The sequence below is a fragment of the Actinosynnema sp. CA-299493 genome (assembly GCF_050946825.1).
In the GTDB taxonomy this organism is placed as follows: Bacteria; Actinomycetota; Actinomycetes; order Mycobacteriales; family Pseudonocardiaceae; genus Actinosynnema.
In genome coordinates this window covers 2,620,977-2,643,179 of sequence record NZ_CP191993.1, presented here as the reverse complement: position 1 = coordinate 2,643,179, position 22,203 = coordinate 2,620,977, and the positions used below count along the sequence as shown (strand labels likewise).

Genomic DNA, 22,203 nt, shown 5'->3' with positions numbered 1-22,203 from the left:
ACGGGGACCGAGGATGAGCCGAATGGGTGCGGGTAACCCCAGGTCATGCGGAACGAGGCGGCCGTGCGCGAACGGCGAACCGGGAAGAGGGGGCCGCGGCCCCGGGCCGACGAGCGCTCCTTCAGCCGGGCGCAGCTGCTCGCGCTCGTGGTCGGCCTGCTCCAGATCGTCATGGCCTCCATCCCGTTCCTCCCCATGGGCGAGGGCGCCAACCACACCCTGTACGTGTGCACCGGCCTGGCCGGTGTCGTGCTCGCGTGGCGGCACCGGCACGCCCGGTGCTACGGGGTCCTCCTCCTGCTGCTCTACGGTCAGCTGTTCATCACCGACGCCGAGGAGACCGGCGCCTTGGGCCTGCCGACGTGGGAGACGCTGGCGTACGGCCGGGCCGCCCTGGCGGGCGTGGTGATCGCGCTGATCCCGGCGTTCAAGCGGCGGTAGTCGCCCGCGGTCATCGTGCCGTCCGGGTGGAAGCGCAGCTTGGCGTCGCCGCTGAGCGCGATCGACTCGAACATCGCGAGGTCGGACTTGGTGGTCGGCCGCCAGTACATGTGCGCGCCGTGGGTGACGGCCATGTCCATCGACATCATGGTCGTCACCGCCCGGTCGTAGCGGTGGCGGCTCAGCTCCGCACCGCCGGAGGCGCGGATGTCGAACACGTCGTGGTCCCCGGTCAGGGGCCGCAGCCCGCCGCGCCGGTCGAAACCGTGCACCACGCCGTCACGCACCACGTACTCCCCCCGTCGTTCGAACCGGTCCATCTTGTCGCGCAACGCCTCGAACTCGACGCGCCGCTGGTCGTACCGGCGCAGCAGCCGGTCGTGGAGGTCGACGTGGGGTAACTCGGGCCGGAAGTAGCCGACGAGGCCGCGGTGGCGGCGGGCCGCGCCCAGCCGGACGTCCAGGTCGTCGATGGTCTTGGCCTTCACCGCCTCGGGTTTGGGCAGCGCGCCCTCGCGCAACCACGCCACCGCGTGCGGGTTGGTGGCCCGCACGTCGATGACGAGGTCCTGCTCGGCGGCCACCTGCTGGAACTTGTGGGCGTTCTCGGTCGGCATGCCGAAAACCGGCTCCACCGACGCCAGGGGGAAGAGGTGATCAGTGCGCACGGCTATTAAGGTCCGCCCGAAATGGGCGTGCACCAGACCGCCGGCTTCGGTTAGCTCGAAGCGTGACCCCTGATTCACTGATCGGACTGCTGGCCGACCCCGAGCGGTTGCGCGTGGCCGCCGCGCTGGTCCTCGGCGCCCGCACAACGGCGGACATCACCGAGGCGACCGGGTTGGACGCTCGGCGGGTCGAGAACTCGTTGCGCCGGCTGCGGTCGGCCGGCCTCGTCGTGACCGACGGGTCGGGCCTGCGGCTGCGCGAGGAGGTGTTCAAGGAGGCCACCCGGGTCGACCAGGCGAACCGGGTCCACGAAGACCCGTTCGTGCGAGATGGGCGGCTGGTGAAGCTCCCCGCGCAGCGCGGGCGCAGGCGGGCGGTGCTCGAACAGGTCAGCACCGCGTTCGAACCGGGTAGACGGTACCCCGAGCGGGACGTCGTGGAAGTGCTGAAGAGGTGGTGCGACGGCGGTGAGGTCGACCACGTGACCGTGCGCCGGTACCTCGTGGACGAAGGGCTGCTCAGCCGGGACGACGGCGTGTACTGGCGCACCGGCGGCCCGGTGAGCGTCTAGCGGTCGTCACGCCGTCCGGGCAGGCGTGCACGCCGTCGTGCGGTGGTGCGGTGGTGCGGTGGTGGGATCGTCGGCTGTCCGGCGGCTCAGCCGAAGGTGTCGGGGTCGGGGCCGGTGCGCTCACCCCGGTCCAGCTCCCCGATGCGGCCCATGTCCTCGTCGTCGAGCTCGAAGTCGAACAGGGCGAAGTTCTCCGCGATCCGGCTCGGCGTCACCGACTTGGGGATGACCACGTTGTCCAGCTGCACGTGCCAGCGCAGCACGACCTGCGCGGGCGTGCGGCCGTGCTTGGCCGCGATCCCGGTGATGACCGGGTCGGCGAGCAGCGCGCCCTGCGCCAGCGGGCTCCACGCCTCGGTCGCGATGCCCAGCCGGGCGTGCACGGCCCGCAGCTCGGGCTGCTGGAGCCGGGGGTGCAGCTCGACCTGGTTCACCGCGGGCACCGCGCCGGTGGCGTCCACGATCCGCTCCAGGTGCGCGGGCTGGAAGTTGGACACGCCGATCGCCCGCACCCGGCCGTCGGCGTGCAGCTTGCCCAGCGCGCGCCAGGTGTCGACGTACCGGTCCTGCGCGGGCGCGGGCCAGTGCACGAGGTACAGGTCCACCCGGTCGAGGCCGAGCCGCTCGGCGCTCGCGTCGAACGCGCGCAACGCCTCGTCGTAGCCCTGGTCGGAGTTCCACAGCTTGGTGGTCACGAAGATCTCGTCGCGCGGCACGGACGAGTCGGCGACGGCGCGGCCGACCTGCTCCTCGTTGCGGTAGGCGGCGGCCGTGTCGATGCTGCGGTAGCCGACCCGCAACGCCTCGGTCACCGCGCCGTGCGCGTCCTCAGTGGACACCTGGAAGACGCCGAAACCGAGCTGGGGCATGGTGACGCCGTTGTTCAGGGTGATGGTCCTCATGCGCTCCATCATGCCCGTTGTCAACGCCTCCCACGTGCTGGAACGCGTTGACGGGCGGCAGGCCCCACTGGTCCGATCTCCACCGTGACGGCATTGCCCGAGGTGGCTGAGGTCGAGGTGAGGGTGGTCATCCGCGTCTCCGCGACCGGCCCGAGGGTGGTGGACGCGGCGGGACGGCTGGCCGAGGCGCTGCGCTCGGCGCTCGACCTGTCGGACGCGGACGTGGTGGTCGACCCGGAGGTCGAGCGGGTCGAGCCGGAGCTGCGGATCCTGGCCGACTCGCGGCGCGTGCTGCGCCGGGGCGTGCCGGTGGAGCTGACCAGGCTGGAGTTCGACCTGCTGCACCACCTGTGCGCCAACCCGCACCGGGTGCACCGGCGGACCGCGCTGATGGCGAGCGTGTGGCGCACGAAGAGCATCGTGGACACCCGGACGGTGGACGTGCACGTGCGGCGGCTGCGGCACAAGCTGGGCGCGGCGGCGTCGATCATCACGACCGTGCGCGGTGTCGGCTACCGGGTGGACCACGCCGGCGAGGTCGTCGTGGAGCGGGAGACGCCGGTCGGCGGATGAGCGCGACCCGCCGGCCCGCCCCGGCGCGAGGTGGTCCGCGCGGTCACGGGTAGTTGCCACCACCGCCGTTCCGGACACCGGTGAGTGCTACTCCGGGAAGTGGTGGTTACCCGGCGGCTCTCCGGGTAGGCCCAGCCCATGGGATTCGAACGAGCGGTGGTGACGGGCGGGGCCGGGTTCCTCGGCTCGCACGTGTGCGAAGCGCTGCTCAAGCGCGGCACGCGGGTGGTGTGCGTCGACGACTTCCGCACCGGGTCGGCGGACAACCTGCCGAACGACCCCCGGCTGGGCGTGGTGGTCGCGGACGTGACCAGGCCGCTCGACCTGCTCGGCCACGTCGACCTGGTGATGCACCTGGCCTGCCCGGCGTCGCCGGTCGACTACCTGCGGATGCCCGTCGACACGCTCAAGACGGGTGGTTTCGGCACGCTGCACGCGCTGGAGCTGGCCCGGCGCAAGAACGCGCGGATCGTCATCGCCTCCACCAGCGAGGTGTACGGCGACCCGTTGGAGCACCCGCAGCGCGAGACGTACTGGGGCAACGTCAACCCGATCGGCCCGCGCAGCGTCTACGACGAGGCCAAGCGCTTCGGCGAGGCCATGACCAGCGCGTTCCGCGGCGAGTACGGCGTGGACACGGGCATCGTGCGCATCTTCAACACCTACGGCGCGCGGATGCGGCCCGACGACGGCCGGATGATCCCCACGTTCGTGCGGCAGGCGCGCGCGGGCGAACCGCTGACCGTGCACGGCGACGGCGCGCAGACCCGGTCGCTGTGCCACGTGGACGACCTGGTGCGCGGTCTGCTGTCGATGGCGGAGTGCGACCACCCCGGTCCGGTGAACCTCGGCAACCCCGAGGAGGTCACCGTGCTGGAGGTGGCCCGCAAGGTCGTCGAGCTGACCGGCAGCACGTCCACGATCGAGCACGTCGACGCGATGACCGACGACCCGCGCCGCCGCCGCCCGGACATCTCGCTGGCCCGGCGGGTGCTGTGCTGGCAGCCGGAGATCGGGCTGGACGAGGGGCTGCGGCGCTCGTTTGACCGGCAACTCGTCGGGTAGTCGGACGAGGTCGGTCCGCGACGGTCCACACAGGAGTTGAGCGAAAGGGGAAAGCCGTGCGGGTGCTCGGAATCAACGCGGTCTTCCACGACCCCGCCGCCGCCCTCGTGGTCGACGGCGAGGTGGTGGCCGCCGCGGAGGAGGAACGCTTCTCCCGGCGCAAGCACGGCAAGCGGCCGGTGCCGTTCTCCGCGTGGGAACAGCCCGAGCAGGCCGCGCGCTGGTGCCTGGAGCACGCCGGGCTGACCCCGGCCGACCTCGACGCGGTCGCCTACTCCTACGACCCGGACCTGGTCGAGCCGAGCGACGTGCCGTGGGAGGACCTGCGCACCGAGTACGCCCGCCGCGCGCCGTACTTCCTGGCCACCGCGCTGCCGGGGCTGGACCCGGCGATCGTGCGGTTCGTGCCGCACCACGTGGCGCACGCCGCGTCGACCGGGCTGGCCGCGCCGTTCGACGGCGACTGCGCCGTGCTGGTCAACGACGGTCGCGGCGAGTGCCGCTCGCACCTGGCGGGCAGCTACCGGGGCCACAAGCTGGAGACGCTGGCCGCGCAGCACCTGCCCCACTCGTTGGGCCTGTTCTACGAGGACCTGACCGAGCACCTGGGTTTCCTGCGCTCCAGCGACGAGTACAAGGTGATGGCGCTGGCTTCCTACGCCGAGCCCAAGCACCTGGACCTGCTGCGCGAGCACGTCCGCGCGACCGAGGACGGCGGGTTCCACATCACGCCGCTGGACTGGGCGACGCTGGCCAAGCGCCGCGACCCGGACGGCGAGGTGACGCGGGAGCACGCCGAGCTGGCGGCCAGCGTGCAGGTGCGCGTCGAGGAGGTGCTGCTGGACCTGGCCCGGTGGCTGCACGAGCGGACCGGGCACAAGCGGCTGACCATGGCGGGCGGTGTGGCGCTGAACTGCGTGGCGAACACGCGGATCTTCGCCGAGGGGCCGTTCGACGAGGTGTGGGTGCAGCCGGCGGCCGGTGACGCGGGCACCGCGCTGGGCGCGGCGTTGCAGGTGGTGGCGGACGCCGGCGAGCCGGCCGCCGCGATACCGGGCGCGGACCTGGGCCGGTCGTGGACCGACGCGCAGGTCGAGGACTACCTGCGCGCCGCGAAGATCGCGTACGAAGAGCCGGACGACGTGGCCGTCGCGGTGGCCGAGGCGTTGGCCGGCGACCAGGTGGTGGCGTGGTTCCAGGGTCGCAGCGAGTACGGGCCGCGGGCGTTGGGCCGCCGGTCGCTGCTCGCGCACCCCGGCAAGGCGGAGAACCTCGAACGGCTCAACAACGTCAAGGGCCGCGAGCAGTTCCGCCCGATCGCGCCGATGGTGCTGGCCGACCGCGCGGCCGAGCTGTTCGAACGGGGGCCGTTGCCGAGCCCTTACATGCTGTTCGTGCACGACGTGCGCCCGGAGTGGCGTGACCGGATCCCGGCGGTCGTGCACGTGGACGGCACCGCGCGCGTGCAGACCGTCGACCCGGCGACCGAGCCGCTGATGGCCAGGGTGATCCGCGAGTTCGACCGGCGCACGGGCGTGCCCGTCGTGGTGAACACGAGCCTGAACACGGCCGGGCGGCCCATGGTGGACGACCCGCGTGACGCGCTGGAGTGCTTCGGCTCGGCGCCGGTCGACCTGCTCGCGATCGGCCGGTTCGTGGTGCGGCGGCCATGAGCGTCGACTACGCGGTGGTGATCCCCACCGTCGGCCGGGACAGCCTGCGCGTCGTGCTGGACGCGCTGGAGCGCGGCGCCGGCCCGCCGCCGCGCGAGATCATCGTGGTGGACGACCGGCCCGAGCCCGGACCGCTGCCGCCGACGCACTCGGCGCGCGTGCTGCGCACCGGTGGTCGTGGCCCGGCCGCCGCGCGCAACGCCGGGTGGCGTGCCGCGTGCTGCGAGTGGGTCGCGTTCCTGGACGACGACGTGGTGCCGCCGCGTGACTGGAAGCTGCGGCTGGCCGCGGACCTGGCACAGCTGGGGCTGGACGTCGGCGCGTCGCAGGCGCGGATCGTCGTGCCGCTGCCCGGGGACCGCGAGCCGACCGACTGGGAGCGCGGCACGGCGGGGTTGGCCGACGCTCGGTGGATCACCGCGGACATGGCCTACCGGCGGGCGGCGCTCGTGCACGCGGGCGGGTTCGACGAGCGGTTCCCGCGCGCGTACCGGGAGGACGCCGAGTTGGCGTTGCGCGTGCAGGCGCACGGGTACCGGATCGTGGACGGTGACCGCGTGACCACGCACCCGGTGCGGGAGGCGGGGTTCTTCGCCAGTCTGAAGCAGCAGCGCGGCAACGCCGACGACGCGCTGGTGCGGCGGTTGCTGGGTCCCGGGTGGCGCGACCGGATGGGTGGCGCGCCGGGGCGGCTGCCCTGGCACGTGGCGACCACGGCGGCCGGGGCGTTGGCGGTCCTGTGCGGACTGGCCGGGTGGCGGAAGGCCGCGGTGGCGTTCGGCGGCACGTGGGCCGGGTTGACCGGGTGGTTCGCCGCGCGGCGGATCACGCCCGGACCGCGGACCGGGGACGAGGTGGCGCGGATGGTCGTGACCAGCGTCGCGATCCCGCCGGCGGCGTGCTGGCACCGGGTGCGCGGTGAGCTGCGCCACCGGGCGGTGCCCGCTGCGGGAGGGCCGCGCCGCCGGGTCGTGCTGGTGGCCTACGCGCTGGACCGGCTGCGCTCGCGGGGCGAGCCGCGTGCGGTGGCGCACAGGGCATCGGCAGACGGCTCCAAGGCGGCAGGCCGGGCCTCCAGCGGCGAGTTCCCGCCGGCAGGCACGTCATCGGCGCGCGGGTCGAGGTTGTCGGCGCGCGGACCCGAGGCGGCAGGTGGCTCCGGGACGGCACGTCGGGCCGGGTCGTCAGCGCACGGGCCCGAGGCGGCAAGTGGCTTCGAGGCGGCAGGTGGGTCGGGATCGGGGGCAGGTGTGGCGCGGGAGCCGGGGAACGATCCCGGGCCTGGTTCCTGGAGGTGGTGGCCATGAGGGTGCTCGTGTTGCGCGCGCTCGGCCTCGGTGACCTGCTGACCGCCGTGCCGGCGCTGCGCGGGTTGCGGCGGGCGCACCCCGAGGCCGAGATCACCCTGGCCGCGCCGGGCTGGCTGGCCGACGCGGTGGCCCGGATCGACGCGGTCGACCGGCTGCTGCCCACCGAAGGGCTCGTGCCCATCGACTACGACTCGCCGGACCTGGCGGTCAACCTGCACGGGCGCGGGCCGCAGAGCACCGAGCTGCTGCGCGCCACCCACCCCGCCCGGCTGATCACGCACGGCGTGCACGTGCCGTGGCCCCGGCACCAGCACGAGGTGCTGCGGTGGTGCCGGCTGCTGGGGCAGTTCGGCATCGCCTGCGACCCGGTCGAGCTGCGCCTGCCGCCGCTGCCCCGCCACGACGCGATCGTCGTGCACCCCGGCGCGAGCCACGGCGCCCGGCGGTGGCCGGCCGACCGGTTCGCGGCGGTGGCGCGGGCGTTGGGCCCGGACGTGGTGGTGACCGGCAGCCCGGCCGAGGAGCCGCTGGTGCGCGAGGTCGCGCCGGGGCGGACGCGGACGGGCGACCTGGCCGGGTTGCTCGACCTGGTGGCCGGCGCGCGTCTCGTCGTCTGCGGCGACACCGGCGTGGCGCACGTCGCCACCGCCTACGGCACGCCGTCCGTGGTGCTGTTCGGCCCGGTGCCCCCCGCCGAGTGGGGGCCGAGGTCGGGTCCGCACCACGTGCTGTGGCACGGCACGACCGGCGACACGTTCGCCGACCGCCCCGACCCGGGGCTGCTCCGGATCACCGTGGACGAGGTGCTGGACGCCGCGCGATCGTTGCTGGGAGGTGGACCGTGGCCAGGATCGGCGTCATCGGCGCGGGCTATGTCGGGCTGACCACCGCGGCCTGCTTCGCCCGGCTCGGGCACACCGTGGTGTGCGCGGACGTGGACGAGGCGAAGGTGGCCGCGCTCGGCCGGGCCGAGATCGGCGCGCACGAGCCGGGGCTGGCGGACCTGGTCGCGGAGGGGTCGCGGGCCGGGCGGCTGCGGTTCGTGCTCGGCAACGCCGAGGCACTGACCGAGGTGGACTTCGTGTTCCTGTGCGTGCCGACGCCGACCGGTGTGGACGGTGCGGCCGACCTCACCGCGGTGCACGCGGTGTTGCGCGAGGCGCGGGAGGCGGCGCCGGCCGGCTGCGTCCTGGTGATCAAGTCGACGGTGCCCGCCGGCACGACCGAGCGGGTGGCGGAGCTGGTGGGCCGGCCGGACGTGCGGGTGGTGTCCAACCCGGAGTTCCTGCGCGAGGGACACGCGGTGGACGACTTCCTGCGGCCCCAGCGGGTCGTGGTCGGATCGGAGGAGGAAGAGGCGGCACGGCGGGTGGTCGCGCTGTACGCGGGCACCGGCGCGCCGGCGCTGGTCACCGGCAGCGCGAGCGCGGAGCTGGTGAAGTACGCCAGCAACTGCTTCCTGGCGATGAAGCTGTCCTACGTCAACAGCCTGGCCGAGCTGTGCGAGCAGGTCGGCGCGGACATCGGCGACGTGACCGAGGGGATGCGGCTGGACGACCGGATCGGGTCGTCGTTCCTGGAGCCGGGGCCGGGCTGGGGTGGTTCGTGCTTCCCCAAGGACACCAGGGCGCTGCTGTCCACGGCGGAGGACGCGCGGGTGGACTTCCCGTTGCTGCGCGCGACCATCGGCACGAACAGCCACCAGGCGCACCGCGTGGTCGCGCTGGTGCGCGAGGCGGTGGGCGGTTCGCTGACCGGTGTGCGGCTCGGGCTGCTCGGGCTCACGTTCAAGGCGGGCACCGACGACCTGCGCGACTCGCCCGCCCTCGCGGTGGCCTCGCTGCTGGCGGCGGAGGGCGCGTGGCTGACCGGCTACGACCCCTGCGTCGCGGCGGACTGCGGCCCGGTGCGGGTGCTGGACTCGGTCGAGGCGGTGGCCGCCGCCGCGGACGGGCTGGTGGTGCTGACCGAGTGGCCTGAGTTCGCGGAGCTGGACTGGCCGAACCTGGCCGCCGCGATGACCCGCCCGGTCATCGTGGACACCCGCAACCTGCTGCCGGTCGAGAAGGTCACCGAGGCGGGGTTCCACCTGGTCTCGCTGGGCCGGCGGACCCCGGACCGGCCGAGTAGGACCGGACCTGACCTACATCGTCCCTAACGTCGTGGGTGGCGGGCGGTCCGCCACCGCGAGACGAGGAGACGATCAAGTGAACGTCGTGCCCGACGGGTACCACACCGTGACGCCCTGGATCATCACCGCGGGCCGGACGGCCGAGTTGATCGACTTCACGGTCGACGTCCTGGACGCCGTCGAGCTGGGGCGGGTGGAGGCCGACGGGGTGATCGGCCACGCCGAGGTCCGCGTCGGCGACTCCGTCGTGATGATGTTCGACCACCCGACCTGGCCGACCACGCCCGCCTGCCTGCGCCTCTACGTCGCCGACGACGCCGAGGTGCTGCGCCGGGCCGTCGCGCGCGGCTCGGTCGTGGTGACCGAGCCGACCGAGCTGTTCTGGGGTGACCGGGTGAGCCGGCTGCGCGACCCGTTCGGCAACCTGTGGTGGGTCCACCAGCGCGTCGCGGAGCCGACCCCGGACGAGTTGACCGCCCGGATGGCCGACCCCGCGTTCGTCGCGGCGATGGCGTACGTGCAGAGCGCCGACATCTCCCCCACCGGCTGACCGCGCGCCTACCCGCGCGGGTCCCAGCGGAAGAAGCGGACGGCCAGGGCGGTGGCGGCGACCGTCCACAGCACCACGGACAGGGCGGCCGGGCCGACCTGCCCGGTCGGGCCGCCCCACGCCGCCGCGACCAGCGAGCCGAGGCCCGTGCCCGGCACCAGGAACACCGGGAGCTCCACCACGCCGTTCGACCCGAACAGGCCGCCGATGACCAGGGCGAAGAAGAACGGCGCCGTGGTGATCTGGGCCAGCTCCGCCGTGCCGGTCACACCGCTGGTGGCCACACCCGCCGCGCAGCCCAGTGCCACACCGCCGATCATCGCCGGCACCAGCAGCTCGGGCCGGGCGGGCACGGGCGCGCCCGCCGCCACGCTGATGCCCAGCAGCACCACCGCCTGGGCGAGGCCCAGCAGCACCACCGGCAGCAGGATGCCGGTCAGCACGACCACGTCCGACGCCGCGCCCGTCCGCAGCCGCTTGAGGTAGAGGTCCTGCCTGCGGGCGGTCAACGCGGTGGTCACCGTGACGTAGACGGTGAACCCGAACGAGAACAGCAGTTGGAGCGTGACGACCATGGTCCACCCGGTCTGCTCGCCGTCCATCACCAGCGCGAAGTACAGACCCGCGGCCATCGGCATCAGCACGGCCAACGCGGCGGCCGTGCGGTTGCGCAGCAGGAGCCTCAGCTCGGCCAAGCCCAGTGCGGCGATCATGCGGCCACTACCTCCTTGCCCGTCCGGGCACTGTGGAACACGTCCTCCAGCGACGCGTGGTGGGCGCGGATCCGGCCCAACCGCAGGCCCTCCCGCCCCGCCCACGCCAGCAGCTCCGCCAGGTCGTCCTGCAACTCGCCGGTGCGCACCTCGACCCGGCCGGTCGGCCGGTGCACCACGTCGCCGGACAGCATCGGCAACGCGCCCACGTCGAGCCGGTCCGGCAGGTCGAACTCGATCCGCGCGGGCTGGGCGGCCAGCACGTCCACCAGCGCGCCGGACACCGCCACCAGGCCCTCGTGCAGGATCGCGAGCCGGTGCGCGAGCGACTCGGCCTCCTCCAGGTAGTGCGTGGTCAGCACCACGGTCGTGCCCTCGGCCAGCAGCCCGCGCACCACCTCCCACGTGCGCTGCCGCGACTCGGGGTCCAGCCCGGTCGTCGGCTCGTCCAGGAACAGCAGCTCCGGCCGCCCGAGCACGGCCAGCGCCAGGTCCAGCCGCCGCCGCTCGCCGCCGGAGAGCTGCTTGATCCGCACGTCGCGCCGGTGCGCCAGGTCCAGCCGCTCCAGCACGTCCTCCGTGGCGCGCCGACCGCTCGTGACGCGCCACAGCTCCACCATCTCGCGCGCGGTCAGGTCGGCCGGGAAACCGCTGTCCTGCAACATGATCCCGGTGCGCGAGCGCAACGCCGCCCGGTCCCGGAACGGGTCGAGCCCCAGCACCCGCACGGTGCCGCCGAACGGGGCGCGCAGCCCCTCCAGCGTCTCCATGGTCGTGGTCTTGCCCGCGCCGTTCGTGCCCAGCAGCGCGAACAGCTCCCCCCGCCGCACCTCGAAGTCGACCCCGCGCACGGCTTCGAAGTCACCGTAGCGGCACCTGAGGTCCGCCACGTCGATCACCGTTTCTCCCATGGTCGCCATCGTGGTCGCGGGCGGGCGCGGCGCCCAGTGCCGTCGCGCACCGGTCCCTGTGACAGATGTCAGCAGACAGGCGTGCGACCCGGCTCGTAGATTCGTCGGTGTGACTCCCCTGAACAGGCTCCGCCGCTACACGTGGTGGACCGTCGTGGCCGGCGGCGTGCTGGTCGGCCTCGGCACGGTGCTCGACCTGTTCGCCCAGGACTACGGCCTGCTGAGGTCGGCGCCGCTGGCGGTGGCGGTGGCCGTCGTGATCGGCCAGCACGCCCGGTACATGCAGCGGGCCATGCTCGGGCTGGGACGTGGTGACGGTCCGGTGTGGGAGCACGCGGCGACGTTCGCGGTCGCGCTCGCGGCGTGGGGGGTGACGAGCGGCGCGGACGGGTTCCTGCCCGTCTGGGCCACGCTGCCCGCCCTGGTGGTCGCGCACGTCGGCGCGATCCTGCCGGCGCGCAGCCGCTGGCCGGTGGTGACCCTGATGGCGGTGCTCTCCGTCGCGGTGGGCGGGCTGTTCGGCGGCGACGAGGCCGGTGCGGCGATGCTCCTGGCCGGGTTCATGGCCCTCGCGCTGGTGTTCGCCGACCTGGCCCAGCTGTGGATCTGGGACATGGCGCTGCGGCAGGAGCAGAGCCGCAAGACCGCCGAGGCGCTGGCCATCGCCGAGGAGCGGTTGAGGTTCGCCGCCGACCTGCACGACATCCAGGGCCACCACCTCCAGGCCATCGCGTTGAAGGGCGAGCTGGCGCAGCGGTTGATCGGCCGGGACGACGAGCTGGCCAGGCGGCACGCGGGCGAGGTGGCCGAGCTGGCGCGGACCGCGTTGAAGGAGACCCGCGAGGTGGTGCAGGGCTACCGGCGGGCGAGCCTGGGGACGGAGATCGCCAACGCGGTGGGCGTGCTGCGGGCGGCGGGCATCGAGACGGCGGTCGAGGGGGACGCGGCGGGCGTGCCGCCGCCGTTGCAGCCGCTGTTCGGGGCGCTGGTGCGGGAGGGCACGACGAACGTGCTGCGGCACAGCCGCGCGCGGCGGTGCGCCGTGCTGATCGAGGTGGCCGGCGGCCGGGTGTGCGTGCGGCTGCGCAACGACGGGGTACCGGCCGGTTTCGCGGGCACCGACGACGTGGGCGAGGCCGGCGCCGGGCTGGCCGGGCTGCGCGAGCGGTTCGCCACCGTCGGCGGACGGGTCGACACCGGTCCCACCGACCCGGACGTGTTCGACTCCGAGGGGTTCGAGCTGGTCGGCAAGGCGGAGGTCGGCCGGTGATCCGCGTGGTGCTGGCCGACGACGAGGACCTGATCCGGGGCGCGTTGACGGCGTTGCTGGAGCTGGAGGACGACCTCTCGGTGGTCGCGCAGGCCAGCGACGGTGACGCGGCGGTCGCGGCGGTGCGGGCGCACCGGCCCGACATCGCGGTGTTCGACCTGGAGATGCCCCGGCGCGACGGCGTGCTGGCGGCGGAGGCGGTGCGCGGGCTGGCCGGTGTGGCGGTGGTGATCGTGACCAGGCACGCGCGGCCGGGGGTGCTGCGGCGGGCGTTGAGCGCGGGTGTGCGCGGGTTCGTGCCCAAGACGACGCCGGCCGCGCGGCTCGCCTCGATCCTGCGGGACGTGCACGCGGGCAGGCGCTACGTGGACTCGGAGATCGCCGCCGCCGCGTTGACCGAGGGCGCGTGCCCGTTGACCGCCCGGGAGCTGGACGTGCTGCGGTACGCGCTCCAGGGCGGCACGGTGGCCTCGATCGCCGGTGAGGCGCACCTGGCCGCGGGCACGGTCCGCAACTACCTGTCCTCGGCCATGACCAAGCTCGGCGTGGCCACCCGCTACGAGGCCGCCCGGCTGGCCTGGGACGAGGGCTGGATCTGAGCCTGGCCGAGGTGGACGACCTTCACCGTCGTCAGCTCGTCCAGCAGCTCGGGGCCGTAGCCGAACCCGGTGCCGGACAACCGGCGCGGCTGGGCGGCGCCACCGGGCGCCCCGCCGAACACCGCGTTGACCTTCACCGTGCCGACGGGCAGCGCCCGCCACGCGTGCTGGGCGTTCGCCATGGACCCGGTGAGCACGGTCGCGGCCAGGCCGTGCTCGTCCACGCACGCCTCGGCCAGGCCGTCCTCGAACGACGCCACCACGCGCACGGGCGCGACCGGTCCGAACGTCTCCTCCCGCATCACGCGCATGTCCGGCGTGCAGCGGGCGAGCACGGTGGCCGGGTAGTACGCGCCCTCGCGGTCCGGCGTCTCGCCGCCGACCAGCGGTTGCGCGCCGTCCGCCACGGCCTCGGCGACGTGCGCGTGCACGTGGTCCCGCATCCGGAGGTCCACCAAGGGCTGCGGGTCGGCGTTCCAGCGGCGGGCCTCGTCGCACAGCGCGGCCAGGAACTCCCCGGCCACGGCCTGGTGCACGAAGATCCGCTCCACCGACGTGCACAGCTGGCCGGCGTTGGTGAACGCGCCGATCGCCGCCTGCTCGGCGGCCCAGACCGGGTCCACGTCGGCGTCGACCAGCAGCGGGTCGTTGCCGCCGTTCTCCAGCAGCGCCTTCGCGCCGGTCCGGGCGCAGGCGGCGGCGATCGAGCGGCCGGTCGCCGTGCCGCCGACGTGCGCGACGACGTCCACGTGCGGTGACGCGGCCAGCGCCGCGCCCACCGAGGCGTCGCCGGTGAGGCTCTGGAGCACGCCCGGCGGGAAGTGGTCGACCATGAGCTGCGCGAGCAGCACGCCCGTGTGCGGGCAGCGTTCGCTCGGCTTGTGCACCACGGCGTTGCCGGTCACCAGGGCCGCGCCGAGCAGGCCGCAGGACACGGCGACCGGGTCGTTCCAGGGCGTCAGCGCGACGACCACGCCGCGGGGGCCGGGGATCATGAAGTCGGCCGCGTGGTGCGAGCCCTGCAACGACCGGCCGCGGTGGACCGGGCCCAGCTCGGCGTACTGCTCCAACGTGGACACACCGGCCAGCACACCGTCCCGTGCGGACGGGAACGGGCGGCCGGTCTCGGAGTGCAGGAGGTTCGCCAGTTCGGTCGCGTGCTCGCGGATCGCCTGTGCGGCGGCTTTGAGCGCGGTTCCCCGTTCGGCGGCGGGTGTCGCCGCCCAACCGGGTTGCGCCTCACGCGCGGTGAGCACCGAGCCGGCCACGTCCTCGTCCGTGGCGGTGGGCAGCCAGCCGATCAGCTGGCCGTCGACCGGGCTGTGGACGTCGAGTGCGTCGACACGCATGTCCGTCATGGCCTCCGGGTACCCCCGTGCCCGAGGTGAAACCCGAGGCGAAGCCCCGAGGAGGAGAGCCATGCCCGGACGTGAGGAGTTGCCGAGCACGATCGCCCGCTCGCCCAAGAAGGCGCAGCGGACCTGGATCAAGGCGCACGACTCGGCCGTGCAGACCTACGGTGAGGGCCAGCGCTCGCACCGGACCGCGTTCGCCGCGTTGAAGCACTCGTTCGAGAAGGTCGGCGACCACTGGGAGCCCAAGGCGCAGAAGGGCCCGTCCGACGCGCAGGCCGCGCGCAGCACCCCGAAGCAGGGCAGGACCGCGGGCGGCGTGGACGCCAACGCCAGCAAGCAGCACCTCTACGACCTGGCCAAGGAGCTGGACGTGCCCGGTCGGTCGAGCATGACCAAGCAGCAGCTGGTGGAGGCGATCGGCAAGGCGAACAACCGCAAGACCGCCAAGGCCAGGTCCAAGTAGCGCGGTCGCGGCGGGACGGTCCGGGGTGAGCGGCGGAGCGGTCCGGGCGCGTGGCGGAGCGGTCCGGACCACCGGCGGGGCGGTCCGGGCCGGCGGCGGTCAGTCCCGGACCACCGGCAGGCGCAGGCGCATCCGGACGCCGCGGTCGAGGGGTTCTGCGGCCACCGCGCCGCCGTGCGTCTCGACCACCCGGCGCACGATGGCCAGGCCGAGTCCGGAGCCGGGCAGCGACCGCGCCTGTGCCGACCGGTAGAAGCGGTCGAACACGAACGGCACGTCCGCCGGCGGGATCCCGGGCCCCTCGTCGCTGATGGCGAACTCCCCGTCGGCCACCGTGACGAGCACCCGGCCGCCGGGCGGGCTCCACTTCACCGCGTTGTCCACGAGGTTCCCGACGGCCCGCTCGATCGCGTCCGGGTCGACGTGGACCAGGCAGGGCGACAACGCCGACTCGAACCGCGGACCGCCCGCCCGGGCCGCCGCCTTGGCGATCACCCGACCGGCCACCAGGTCCAACCGGGTGTCCTCGGCGCGCGCGGTGCCCTCCCCGTAGCGGGCGAGGTCGATCAGGTCGTTGACCAGCGTGCGCAGCTCACCGACCTGCGCGATCGCCGACCGCACCTGCGCGGGCGCCTCGGGGTCGCGCAGCCCGCCGTCCTCGGCGAGCAGTTCGAGGTTCGTGGTCAGGCTGGTCAGCGGGGTGCGCAGCTCGTGCGACGCGTCGGCGACCAGGCGGCGCTGTGCGTGCACGGAGGCGTCCAGCGCGCTCATCATGGCGGCGAACGACCGGCCCAGGCGGCCGATCTCGTCCCGCCCGGTGAGGTCGACGCGCGCCTTCAGGTCCCGGGTCGCGGTCACGTGCTCGACCGCGTCGGTCAGCACGCGCACCGGCCGCAGCACCCGCCGTGCCGCCAGCCTGGCGGCCAGCGCGGCGACCAGCCCGCCGATCAGGGTCAGGCTGACCAACAACGCCGCCAACGCGGTCAGCACGCCGGCGCCGTCGGCGAGCGGCCGGGCGACGCGGACCAGCGCACCCCGCGACTTCGGCACCGCGGCGGTGTGGAGCCGGTAGTCGACGCCGTGGTGCGTGACGTCCTGGAAGTAGGCGGGCTCGTCGCCCGCGGCCACGGCCACGTCCCGCTCGGTCACCGCGACGAACGCCCGGTTCTCACCGGGGGACACCGGCGCGGTGACGAACTGGACCAGCGTGCCGCCCACGACGACCGGGGTGTCGATGGGCATGGCGTGCCCGGAGTCCTCGACCTTCTGCTTGAGCTGCGCGGCGATGGTCGGGCTCTGCGCGGCGGTCTGCGCCAGCGAGTCGTCCAGGTGGCGGCGCAGGTCGGCCCGCACCGTCGAGTAGACCACCACCGAGGCGATGGCCAGCGCCGCCAGGACCACCGCGCCGCCGGCGAGCCCGACCCTGGTCCGCAGCGTCACGGTCGCTCCCTGAGCACGTAGCCCAGTCCGCGCACGGTCTGGATCAGGCGCGGTTCGCCGGCGGACTCCAGCTTCGCGCGCAGGTAGCTGATGTAGACCCACAGCGCGTTGGACGCGGGCCCGAAGTCGTAGCCCCAGACGGACTCGAAGATCAGCTCACGGCCGAGGACCCGGTCCGGGTTGCGCAGGAACAGCTCCAGCAACGCGTGCTCGGTGCGCGTCAGCTCGATCGGGCGCTCGCCCCGGCGCACGCGGTAGGTGGTGGTGTCCATCTCCACGTCGGCGAACCGCAGCACCTCCTGGCCGACCCCGGTGCGCCGCAGCAGGGCGCGCAACCTGGCCCGCAGCTCGTCCAGGGCGAACGGCTTGACCAGGTAGTCGTCGGCGCCCGCGTCGAGCCCGGCGACCCGGTCCTCCACCAGGTCGCGCGCGGTCAGCATGAGGATCGGAGTGCGGTCGCCCCGGCGGCGCAGCCTGCGGCAGATCTCCAGGCCGTTGGGCTCGGGCAGCAGCACGTCGAGCACGATCACCTCGGGCCGGCCGCGGCCCAGCTCGTCCAACGCCTGCGCGCCGTCCGCCGCGACCGACACCTGGTAGCCGTCCCGGCGCAGCGCGTGGGCCAGGGAGTGGCGGACGGCCTCGTCGTCATCCACCACCAAGACCCGCACGCGACCAGTATGGGGCACCGCCGCGGGCCCACTCGCCGGTCGCGGTCCGGACCGGTCGCGCACCGGTCCGGACCACCCTGGTCGACCGGTCACTTCGAGGGCGACCCGACCGGCTCGCCCGGCTTCGGCTTCGGCGGCACGGCGATTTCCTGCTTCACCTCGCGCAGGACGGCCAGGAGCCGCTCGGGCGTGACGCCGAGGCCGTCGGCGATGGCGATGAACGCCCGGTCACCGACGATCTCCGCGCCCCGCGACTTGACCTTCTCCAGGTCGCGGTACACCTCGCGGGACCGGTCGACCGTGATGCCGAGCTTGACGGCCAGCAGCTCGACGGCCGCCGCCGGCACCCCCTCCTGTCCCTTGCCCGGCTCACCCGGCTTGACGTGCTTCGCCTTCTCCTCCCCCACCTCGTCCTGCACCGGCTTCTGCTTCGCCGGCTCGTGCTCGGCGGTCACCCCGTTGGCCGCGGTGGGTTCCGCCAGCGCGGGTGACGTGCTCGCGGCGACCACCGCGGTCAGCGTCCCCGCCGTCAGGACGGCCGCGACGAGCCTGGTCCGGATCCGCATTCGCATCCCTGCCTCGATTCCCGGGCGCCGGCCTGTCCAGCGCCCGGTACCAGCAGACCAAGCCCGGCTCAGCGGGACGTTGGATGAACCTTGGAATCACCTCAGGACTCGACCGGGACTCCGTAGGATCACTTCATGGGACTCCGGTTGCCGTGGGCCGCGCTGGCCCGACTCGGCCAAGCGCACTGGTTCGCCGGCAACCTCTACGAGGCCGCGGTCGACGTGCCGGGGTTGCTCGCGGACGCCCGGCCGAACCGGGAACCCCGGCTCCTCGGCCCCGGCAGCCCGTTGCGCTACTACGCGCCGGCGGCGCCGGTGACGCTCGTGGCCACCGGTGTGACGCTGGCGGCGGGTTGGCGCTCGGGCGGTGACCGCCGGGCCGTCGCCGCCTCGGCGGCGGGCACGCTGGTGGCCGCCGCGCTCACGGGCTACCTGGTCAAGACGGTCAACCTGCCGCTGTTGCGCGGCGAGGGCGCGGTGGGCGACGGCGAGCGCCGCCGACTCGTCCGCACCTGGCACCGCGCCAACCTGGTCCGGCTCGCCGCGCTCGCCGTGGCGGCGGCGGCGACGCGCCGGGTCAGGGTTCGAGCCACTTGCGGTCGGTGAGCAGCGTGCTGGCCTGAGGGCCCATCAACGTCATGCCGCCGTCCACGACGAACGACGCGCCGGTCACGTAGCCGGCCGCCGGGGTGGCCAGGAAGGCGACGACGGCGGCCACCTCGCTCGCGTGGCCCGGACGTCCCAGCGGCACGCCCGGTCGCGACTCGGTGCGCGGGTCCACGTCCTCCTGGCCCGTCATCGGCGTGGAGATCTCGCCGGGCGCGACCGAGTTCACCGTGATCGCGTGCTCGGCCAGCTCCAGCGCCAGCACCTTCGTCAACGCCCCGAGCCCCGCCTTGGCCGCGCAGTACGGCGCCGCGCCCACCCTCGGCTGGTGCTCGTGGACCGAGGTGATGTTGATGATCCGGCCACCCCGACCCGCCTCGATCATGTGCTTCGCGGCGCGTTGCGCGCACAGGAACGCACCGTCGAGGTCGACCGACAGCACGCTGCGCCACGTGTCGAAGTCCATGTCCATCGCCTTCTGCGCGGTGCCCGTGCCCGCGCAGTTCACCAGCACGTCGATACCGCCCAGCTCGGCCGCGAGCTCGTCGACCGCGGACGCCGCGGTGGGCAGGTCGGTCAGGTCGAGCTGCCGCACGGCCGCCCGGACGCCCTGCTCGCGGACCTCGCGGGCGGTCGCCTCGGCCCCGTCGGCGTCGGTGTGGAACGTGATGCCGACGTCGACGCCGCCACCCGCCAACGCGACCGCGACGGCCTTGCCGATGCCGGAGTCGGACCCGGTCACGACCGCGCGCGCAGGCGCGCCCGCGCGGTCCTGGGGTAGTGGTGCGCTCATGGCTCGCGGGTACCCCGGAGGGTGTTTGCCACACGCCGTGCCGGGAACGCTCCGGGCAGTCGACCACGTCGGGAGGAACGTCATGAAGGCCGTCACCTGGCACGGTAAGCGGGACGTGCGCGTGGACACCGTGCCGGACCCGATCCTGAAGGAGCCGACCGACATCATCGTCCGCATCACGTCCACCGGCGTGTGCGGCTCCGACCTGCACCTGTACGAGGTGATGGGCCCGTTCATCGACGAGGGCGACATCCTCGGGCACGAGCCGATGGGCGTGGTCGAGGAGGTCGGGGCGGAGGTCACCGCGGTCGCGCCGGGCGACCGGGTCGTGGTGCCGTTCAACGTCTCCTGCGGCACGTGCTTCATGTGCGACCGCGGCCTCCAGTCGCAGTGCGAGACGACCCAGGTGCGCGAGCACGGCTCGGGCGCGGCACTGTTCGGCTACACCAAGCTGTACGGGCAGGTGCCCGGCGGGCAGGCCGAGTACCTGCGGGTGCCGTTCGGCAACACGCTGCCGATCAAGGTGCCGGACGGCCCGGCGGACGATCGGTTCGTCTACCTGTCCGACGTGCTGCCCACGGCGTGGCAGGCGGTGGAGTACGCGGCCACGCGGGACAGCCTGGTCGTGCTCGGGCTCGGCCCGATCGGCGACATGGCGACCCGGATCGCGCAGCACCGCGGTGTCGAGACGGTCATCGGGGTCGACCTCGTCCCGGAGCGCATGGCGCGGGCGCGCGAGCACGGCGTGACCGTGCTCAACGTGCGCGACAGCCACCTGGTCGACCACATCCGCGAGCTCACCGGCGGGCGCGGCCCGGAGGCCGTGATCGACGCCGTGGGCATGGAGGCGCACGGCGCACCGGTCGCGAAGCTCGCCCACCAGGCCGTCGGCCTGCTGCCGGACGCCATCGCGGCCCCGTTCATGCGGACCGCGGGCGTGGACCGGCTGCACGCGCTGCGGCTGGCGATCGACATCGTGCGGCGCGGCGGCACCATCTCGTTGTCCGGCGTGTACGGCGGGATGGCGGACCCGATGCCGATGCTGACCCTGTTCGACAAGCAGGTGCAGCTGCGCATGGGCCAGGCCAACGTGTGGCGCTGGGTGCCGGAGATCCTGCCGCTGCTCACCGACGACGACCCGCTCGGCGTGGACTCCTTCGCCACCCACCACCTGCCGCTCGACCAGGCCCCGCACGCCTACGAGATCTTCCAGCGCAAGCAGGACAACGCCGTCAAGGTGCTGCTGCGCCCGTGAGGGTTTATCGTCCCGGTCATGATCGGCATTCGGTGGTTGCCCGCCGTGGCGTTGCCGGTGGCGCTGGTCCTGGGCGGGTGCGGCACGGCCGCGGACGACCCGGTCCGGCGCGCGGCGGAGGAGTTCACGGCGGCGGTCTCGGCGGGTGACGCGGACCGGGCCTGCGGGTTGCTGACCGAACGGGCGCGCGAGGACGTGGAGTGCTCGTCGCTCGACGTCGCGGGCGGCACGGTCGAGGCGGTGGAGGTCTGGGGCGACGCGGCGCAGGTCCGCACGTCGGATGGCGTGCTGTTCCTGAGGGAGCTGACGTCGGGGTGGCGGGTGTCCGGCGCCGGCTGCGAGTCGCGGGGCGAGCGGCCGTACGAGTGCGAGGTGGGTGGACCGTGACGCGACGCGGGATGTTCTACGCCTACCTGCTGGGGGTGGTGGCACTGCTGGTGTGCTTCAGCGTCATCGGGCTGGTGGGCCGGTGAAGAGGTTCCTGCGGGACAACGGCTTGGGGCTGGCGTTCGGCCTGCTGTTCCTCGGCGCGCTGGTGGGGCAGGCGTTCTCCGGCAACGCCGACCTCAACGACCACCGGCTCACCGACGGCGGCGACCCGATCGGCCTCTGGCAGTACGTGACCTCGTCGGACTTCGCGGTGGACGTCGCGGAGAACTGGCAGTCCGAGTACCTCCAGTTCTTCCTGTTCATCTTCGCCACCGTGTGGTTGGTGCAGCGCGGCTCGCCCGAGTCGAAGCCGGCCGACCGGGTGGGCACGGAGTCCGACGAGGACCAGGCGCTCGGCGCGCACGTGAAGGAGCAGTCGCCACCGTGGGCGAAGGCGGGCGGCCGGCGCACGGCCCTGTACTCGAACTCCCTCGGCCTGGTGATGCTCGGCCTGTTCGTCGGCTCGTGGCTGACCCAGTCGATCGCCGGGCGCAGCGCGTACAACAACGACCGGCTGAACACCTTCCAGGACCCGGTCACGTGGTGGGACTACGTGCTGTCGGCCGACTTCTGGAACCGGTCGTTGCAGAACTGGCAGTCCGAGTTCCTGGCCATCGGCTCGATGGTGGTGCTGAGCGTCTACCTGCGGCAGCGGGGATCACCGGAGTCCAAGCCCGTCGGCACGCCGCACGACACCACGGACGAGACGGGCTGACCGGCCCGCATCACTCGATGCGGTCCTCGTCGGGCACGTCGTCGTCCTTGATGGTGTCCCGGTTCCGCTCGCGCCACGGCCACGCGAACCACAGCGTGCCGAACAGCACGGCCGCGAACCCGCCCAGCGCGAAGCTCACCCAGCCGCCGATGACGACCTCGGCGAGCAGCAGGATCGTGCCCGTCATGGCGACCGCGAGGTTCGCCAGGCCGATGATCGCGAAGCGGTTCGCCACCTCGATCACGTCTTCCCGCCTGCCCCGGCGGAAGAGCAGCCGGTGCCAGGCCGCGGGCGCGGTGAGCAGCGCGACCGCGCACGCGGTGAACAGGACGGTGATCAGGTGGGTGGCGCGGATGTACGCGTCGGCCGACGCGTACCGCTCGGTGAACGCGATCGACAGCAGGAAGCCGAACAGGATCTGCACGCCGCCCTGCGCCACGCGCAGTTCCTGCAGCAACTCGTTGAGGTTGCGGGCCAACCTCCGTTGGTGTGACTCCTCAGCCTGACTCACCGCCACCACGTACCCATGGAGCAG

25 protein-coding genes are annotated in these 22,203 nt (G+C 73.6%); 15 read left to right on the top strand and 10 right to left on the bottom strand.

The genetic code is table 11. The features are described from left to right. Positions 1-311: 311 nt before the first annotated feature. On the bottom strand, positions 312-1,109 hold the full coding sequence (locus tag ACQPYE_RS12630; protein ID WP_498721300.1) for a hypothetical protein: 798 nt from the start codon (positions 1,107-1,109) through the stop codon (positions 312-314). A gap of 62 nt (positions 1,110-1,171) precedes the next feature. Here ACQPYE_RS12630 and ACQPYE_RS12625 point away from each other — a divergent pair, with 62 nt between their 5' ends. Continuing rightward, positions 1,172-1,681, top strand: a complete 510-nt coding sequence (locus ACQPYE_RS12625) for a DUF2087 domain-containing protein (protein ID WP_498721299.1) — start codon at positions 1,172-1,174, stop codon at positions 1,679-1,681. A gap of 86 nt (positions 1,682-1,767) precedes the next feature. Here ACQPYE_RS12625 and ACQPYE_RS12620 read toward each other — a convergent pair whose 3' ends face one another. Further along, positions 1,768-2,592, bottom strand: coding sequence for an aldo/keto reductase (locus ACQPYE_RS12620; RefSeq protein WP_498721298.1), 825 nt, complete (start codon positions 2,590-2,592; stop codon positions 1,768-1,770). 75 nt (positions 2,593-2,667) lie between these two features. Between ACQPYE_RS12620 and ACQPYE_RS12615 the strand changes: the two genes are divergently transcribed. The 7 genes from ACQPYE_RS12615 to ACQPYE_RS12585 all read left to right on the top strand — a co-directional run bounded on the left by ACQPYE_RS12615 (position 2,668) and on the right by ACQPYE_RS12585 (position 9,885). After that, positions 2,668-3,156 carry a winged helix-turn-helix domain-containing protein gene (locus ACQPYE_RS12615; RefSeq protein WP_498721297.1) on the top strand — a complete coding sequence of 163 codons (489 nt, stop codon included), beginning with the start codon at positions 2,668-2,670 and terminating at the stop codon, positions 3,154-3,156. 138 nt (positions 3,157-3,294) lie between these two features. Further along, a complete protein-coding gene (locus ACQPYE_RS12610; protein ID WP_498721296.1) occupies positions 3,295-4,221 on the top strand; it encodes an NAD-dependent epimerase/dehydratase family protein in 927 nt (308 codons plus the stop codon). 56 nt (positions 4,222-4,277) lie between these two features. Next, the gene (locus ACQPYE_RS12605) at positions 4,278-5,894 is read left to right on the top strand and encodes a carbamoyltransferase family protein (RefSeq protein ID WP_498721295.1); all 1,617 of its coding nucleotides are present in this window, start codon (positions 4,278-4,280) and stop codon (positions 5,892-5,894) included. Next, positions 5,891-7,201, top strand: coding sequence for a glycosyltransferase family 2 protein (locus ACQPYE_RS12600; protein ID WP_498721294.1), 1,311 nt, complete (start codon positions 5,891-5,893; stop codon positions 7,199-7,201). The genes ACQPYE_RS12605 and ACQPYE_RS12600 overlap by 4 nt, the downstream gene beginning before the upstream one ends. After that, a complete protein-coding gene (locus tag ACQPYE_RS12595; protein WP_498721293.1) occupies positions 7,198-8,088 on the top strand; it encodes a glycosyltransferase family 9 protein in 891 nt (296 codons plus the stop codon). Before ACQPYE_RS12600 ends, ACQPYE_RS12595 begins: the two co-directional genes overlap by 4 nt. Continuing rightward, complete coding sequence (locus tag ACQPYE_RS12590) at positions 8,046-9,362, top strand: UDP-glucose dehydrogenase family protein (RefSeq protein WP_498721292.1); 1,317 nt, start codon at positions 8,046-8,048, stop codon at positions 9,360-9,362. Before ACQPYE_RS12595 ends, ACQPYE_RS12590 begins: the two co-directional genes overlap by 43 nt. Positions 9,363-9,411: 49 nt before the next feature. Beyond that, positions 9,412-9,885 (top strand): VOC family protein, encoded by a 474-nt coding sequence (locus ACQPYE_RS12585; protein ID WP_498721291.1) that lies wholly within the window; start codon positions 9,412-9,414, stop codon positions 9,883-9,885. A gap of 8 nt (positions 9,886-9,893) precedes the next feature. Here ACQPYE_RS12585 and ACQPYE_RS12580 read toward each other — a convergent pair whose 3' ends face one another. Both ACQPYE_RS12580 and ACQPYE_RS12575 read right to left on the bottom strand, forming a co-directional pair. Then, entirely contained in the window at positions 9,894-10,598 is a 705-nt protein-coding gene (locus ACQPYE_RS12580) for an ABC transporter permease (RefSeq protein ID WP_498721290.1), read from the bottom strand. Further along, complete coding sequence (locus tag ACQPYE_RS12575; RefSeq protein WP_498721289.1) at positions 10,595-11,509, bottom strand: ABC transporter ATP-binding protein; 915 nt, start codon at positions 11,507-11,509, stop codon at positions 10,595-10,597. The genes ACQPYE_RS12580 and ACQPYE_RS12575 overlap by 4 nt, the downstream gene beginning before the upstream one ends. Positions 11,510-11,618: 109 nt before the next feature. Here ACQPYE_RS12575 and ACQPYE_RS12570 point away from each other — a divergent pair, with 109 nt between their 5' ends. Together ACQPYE_RS12570 and ACQPYE_RS12565 are read left to right on the top strand one after the other, a co-directional pair. Next, positions 11,619-12,779, top strand: coding sequence for a sensor histidine kinase (locus ACQPYE_RS12570; protein WP_498721288.1), 1,161 nt, complete (start codon positions 11,619-11,621; stop codon positions 12,777-12,779). Further along, positions 12,776-13,378 carry a response regulator transcription factor gene (locus tag ACQPYE_RS12565; protein WP_498721287.1) on the top strand — a complete coding sequence of 201 codons (603 nt, stop codon included), beginning with the start codon at positions 12,776-12,778 and terminating at the stop codon, positions 13,376-13,378. Before ACQPYE_RS12570 ends, ACQPYE_RS12565 begins: the two co-directional genes overlap by 4 nt. Here the strand turns inward: ACQPYE_RS12565 and ACQPYE_RS12560 are convergent. Continuing rightward, complete coding sequence (locus ACQPYE_RS12560) at positions 13,336-14,727, bottom strand: aldehyde dehydrogenase family protein (protein ID WP_498722892.1); 1,392 nt, start codon at positions 14,725-14,727, stop codon at positions 13,336-13,338. The genes ACQPYE_RS12565 and ACQPYE_RS12560 overlap by 43 nt on opposite strands. Positions 14,728-14,797: 70 nt before the next feature. Between ACQPYE_RS12560 and ACQPYE_RS12555 the strand changes: the two genes are divergently transcribed. Continuing rightward, on the top strand, positions 14,798-15,196 hold the full coding sequence (locus ACQPYE_RS12555) for a ChaB family protein (protein ID WP_498721286.1): 399 nt from the start codon (positions 14,798-14,800) through the stop codon (positions 15,194-15,196). A gap of 99 nt (positions 15,197-15,295) precedes the next feature. On the opposite strand, the gene ACQPYE_RS12550 is transcribed toward ACQPYE_RS12555, so the two are convergent. From ACQPYE_RS12550 to ACQPYE_RS12540, 3 genes are all read right to left on the bottom strand, one after another. Next, positions 15,296-16,636, bottom strand: coding sequence for a sensor histidine kinase (locus ACQPYE_RS12550; protein WP_498721285.1), 1,341 nt, complete (start codon positions 16,634-16,636; stop codon positions 15,296-15,298). Next, on the bottom strand, positions 16,633-17,304 hold the full coding sequence (locus tag ACQPYE_RS12545; protein ID WP_498721284.1) for a response regulator transcription factor: 672 nt from the start codon (positions 17,302-17,304) through the stop codon (positions 16,633-16,635). The genes ACQPYE_RS12550 and ACQPYE_RS12545 overlap by 4 nt, the downstream gene beginning before the upstream one ends. 89 nt (positions 17,305-17,393) lie before the next feature. Further along, positions 17,394-17,876: a hypothetical protein gene (locus ACQPYE_RS12540; protein ID WP_498721283.1), complete on the bottom strand. Its 483-nt coding sequence runs from the start codon at positions 17,874-17,876 to the stop codon at positions 17,394-17,396. A 129-nt stretch (positions 17,877-18,005) separates the two neighbouring features. Between ACQPYE_RS12540 and ACQPYE_RS12535 the strand changes: the two genes are divergently transcribed. After that, the gene (locus tag ACQPYE_RS12535) at positions 18,006-18,476 is read left to right on the top strand and encodes a DUF1772 domain-containing protein (RefSeq protein ID WP_498721282.1); all 471 of its coding nucleotides are present in this window, start codon (positions 18,006-18,008) and stop codon (positions 18,474-18,476) included. Here ACQPYE_RS12535 and ACQPYE_RS12530 read toward each other — a convergent pair. Further along, positions 18,448-19,269 carry an SDR family oxidoreductase gene (locus tag ACQPYE_RS12530; RefSeq protein WP_498721281.1) on the bottom strand — a complete coding sequence of 274 codons (822 nt, stop codon included), beginning with the start codon at positions 19,267-19,269 and terminating at the stop codon, positions 18,448-18,450. The two genes, ACQPYE_RS12535 and ACQPYE_RS12530, sit on opposite strands and share 29 nt — an antisense overlap. 82 nt (positions 19,270-19,351) lie before the next feature. Here ACQPYE_RS12530 and ACQPYE_RS12525 point away from each other — a divergent pair, with 82 nt between their 5' ends. From ACQPYE_RS12525 to ACQPYE_RS12515, 3 genes are all read left to right on the top strand, one after another. Beyond that, positions 19,352-20,524, top strand: coding sequence for a zinc-dependent alcohol dehydrogenase (locus tag ACQPYE_RS12525; RefSeq protein ID WP_498721280.1), 1,173 nt, complete (start codon positions 19,352-19,354; stop codon positions 20,522-20,524). Positions 20,525-20,542: 18 nt separating this feature from the next. Then, a complete protein-coding gene (locus tag ACQPYE_RS12520; RefSeq protein WP_498721279.1) occupies positions 20,543-20,911 on the top strand; it encodes a hypothetical protein in 369 nt (122 codons plus the stop codon). A gap of 82 nt (positions 20,912-20,993) precedes the next feature. Next, positions 20,994-21,668, top strand: a complete 675-nt coding sequence (locus ACQPYE_RS12515) for a DUF6766 family protein (protein WP_498721278.1) — start codon at positions 20,994-20,996, stop codon at positions 21,666-21,668. 10 nt (positions 21,669-21,678) lie between these two features. Here the strand turns inward: ACQPYE_RS12515 and ACQPYE_RS12510 are convergent, their stop codons facing one another. Further along, positions 21,679-22,179: a DUF6328 family protein gene (locus ACQPYE_RS12510; protein WP_498721277.1), complete on the bottom strand. Its 501-nt coding sequence runs from the start codon at positions 22,177-22,179 to the stop codon at positions 21,679-21,681. Positions 22,180-22,203 lie beyond the last annotated feature (24 nt).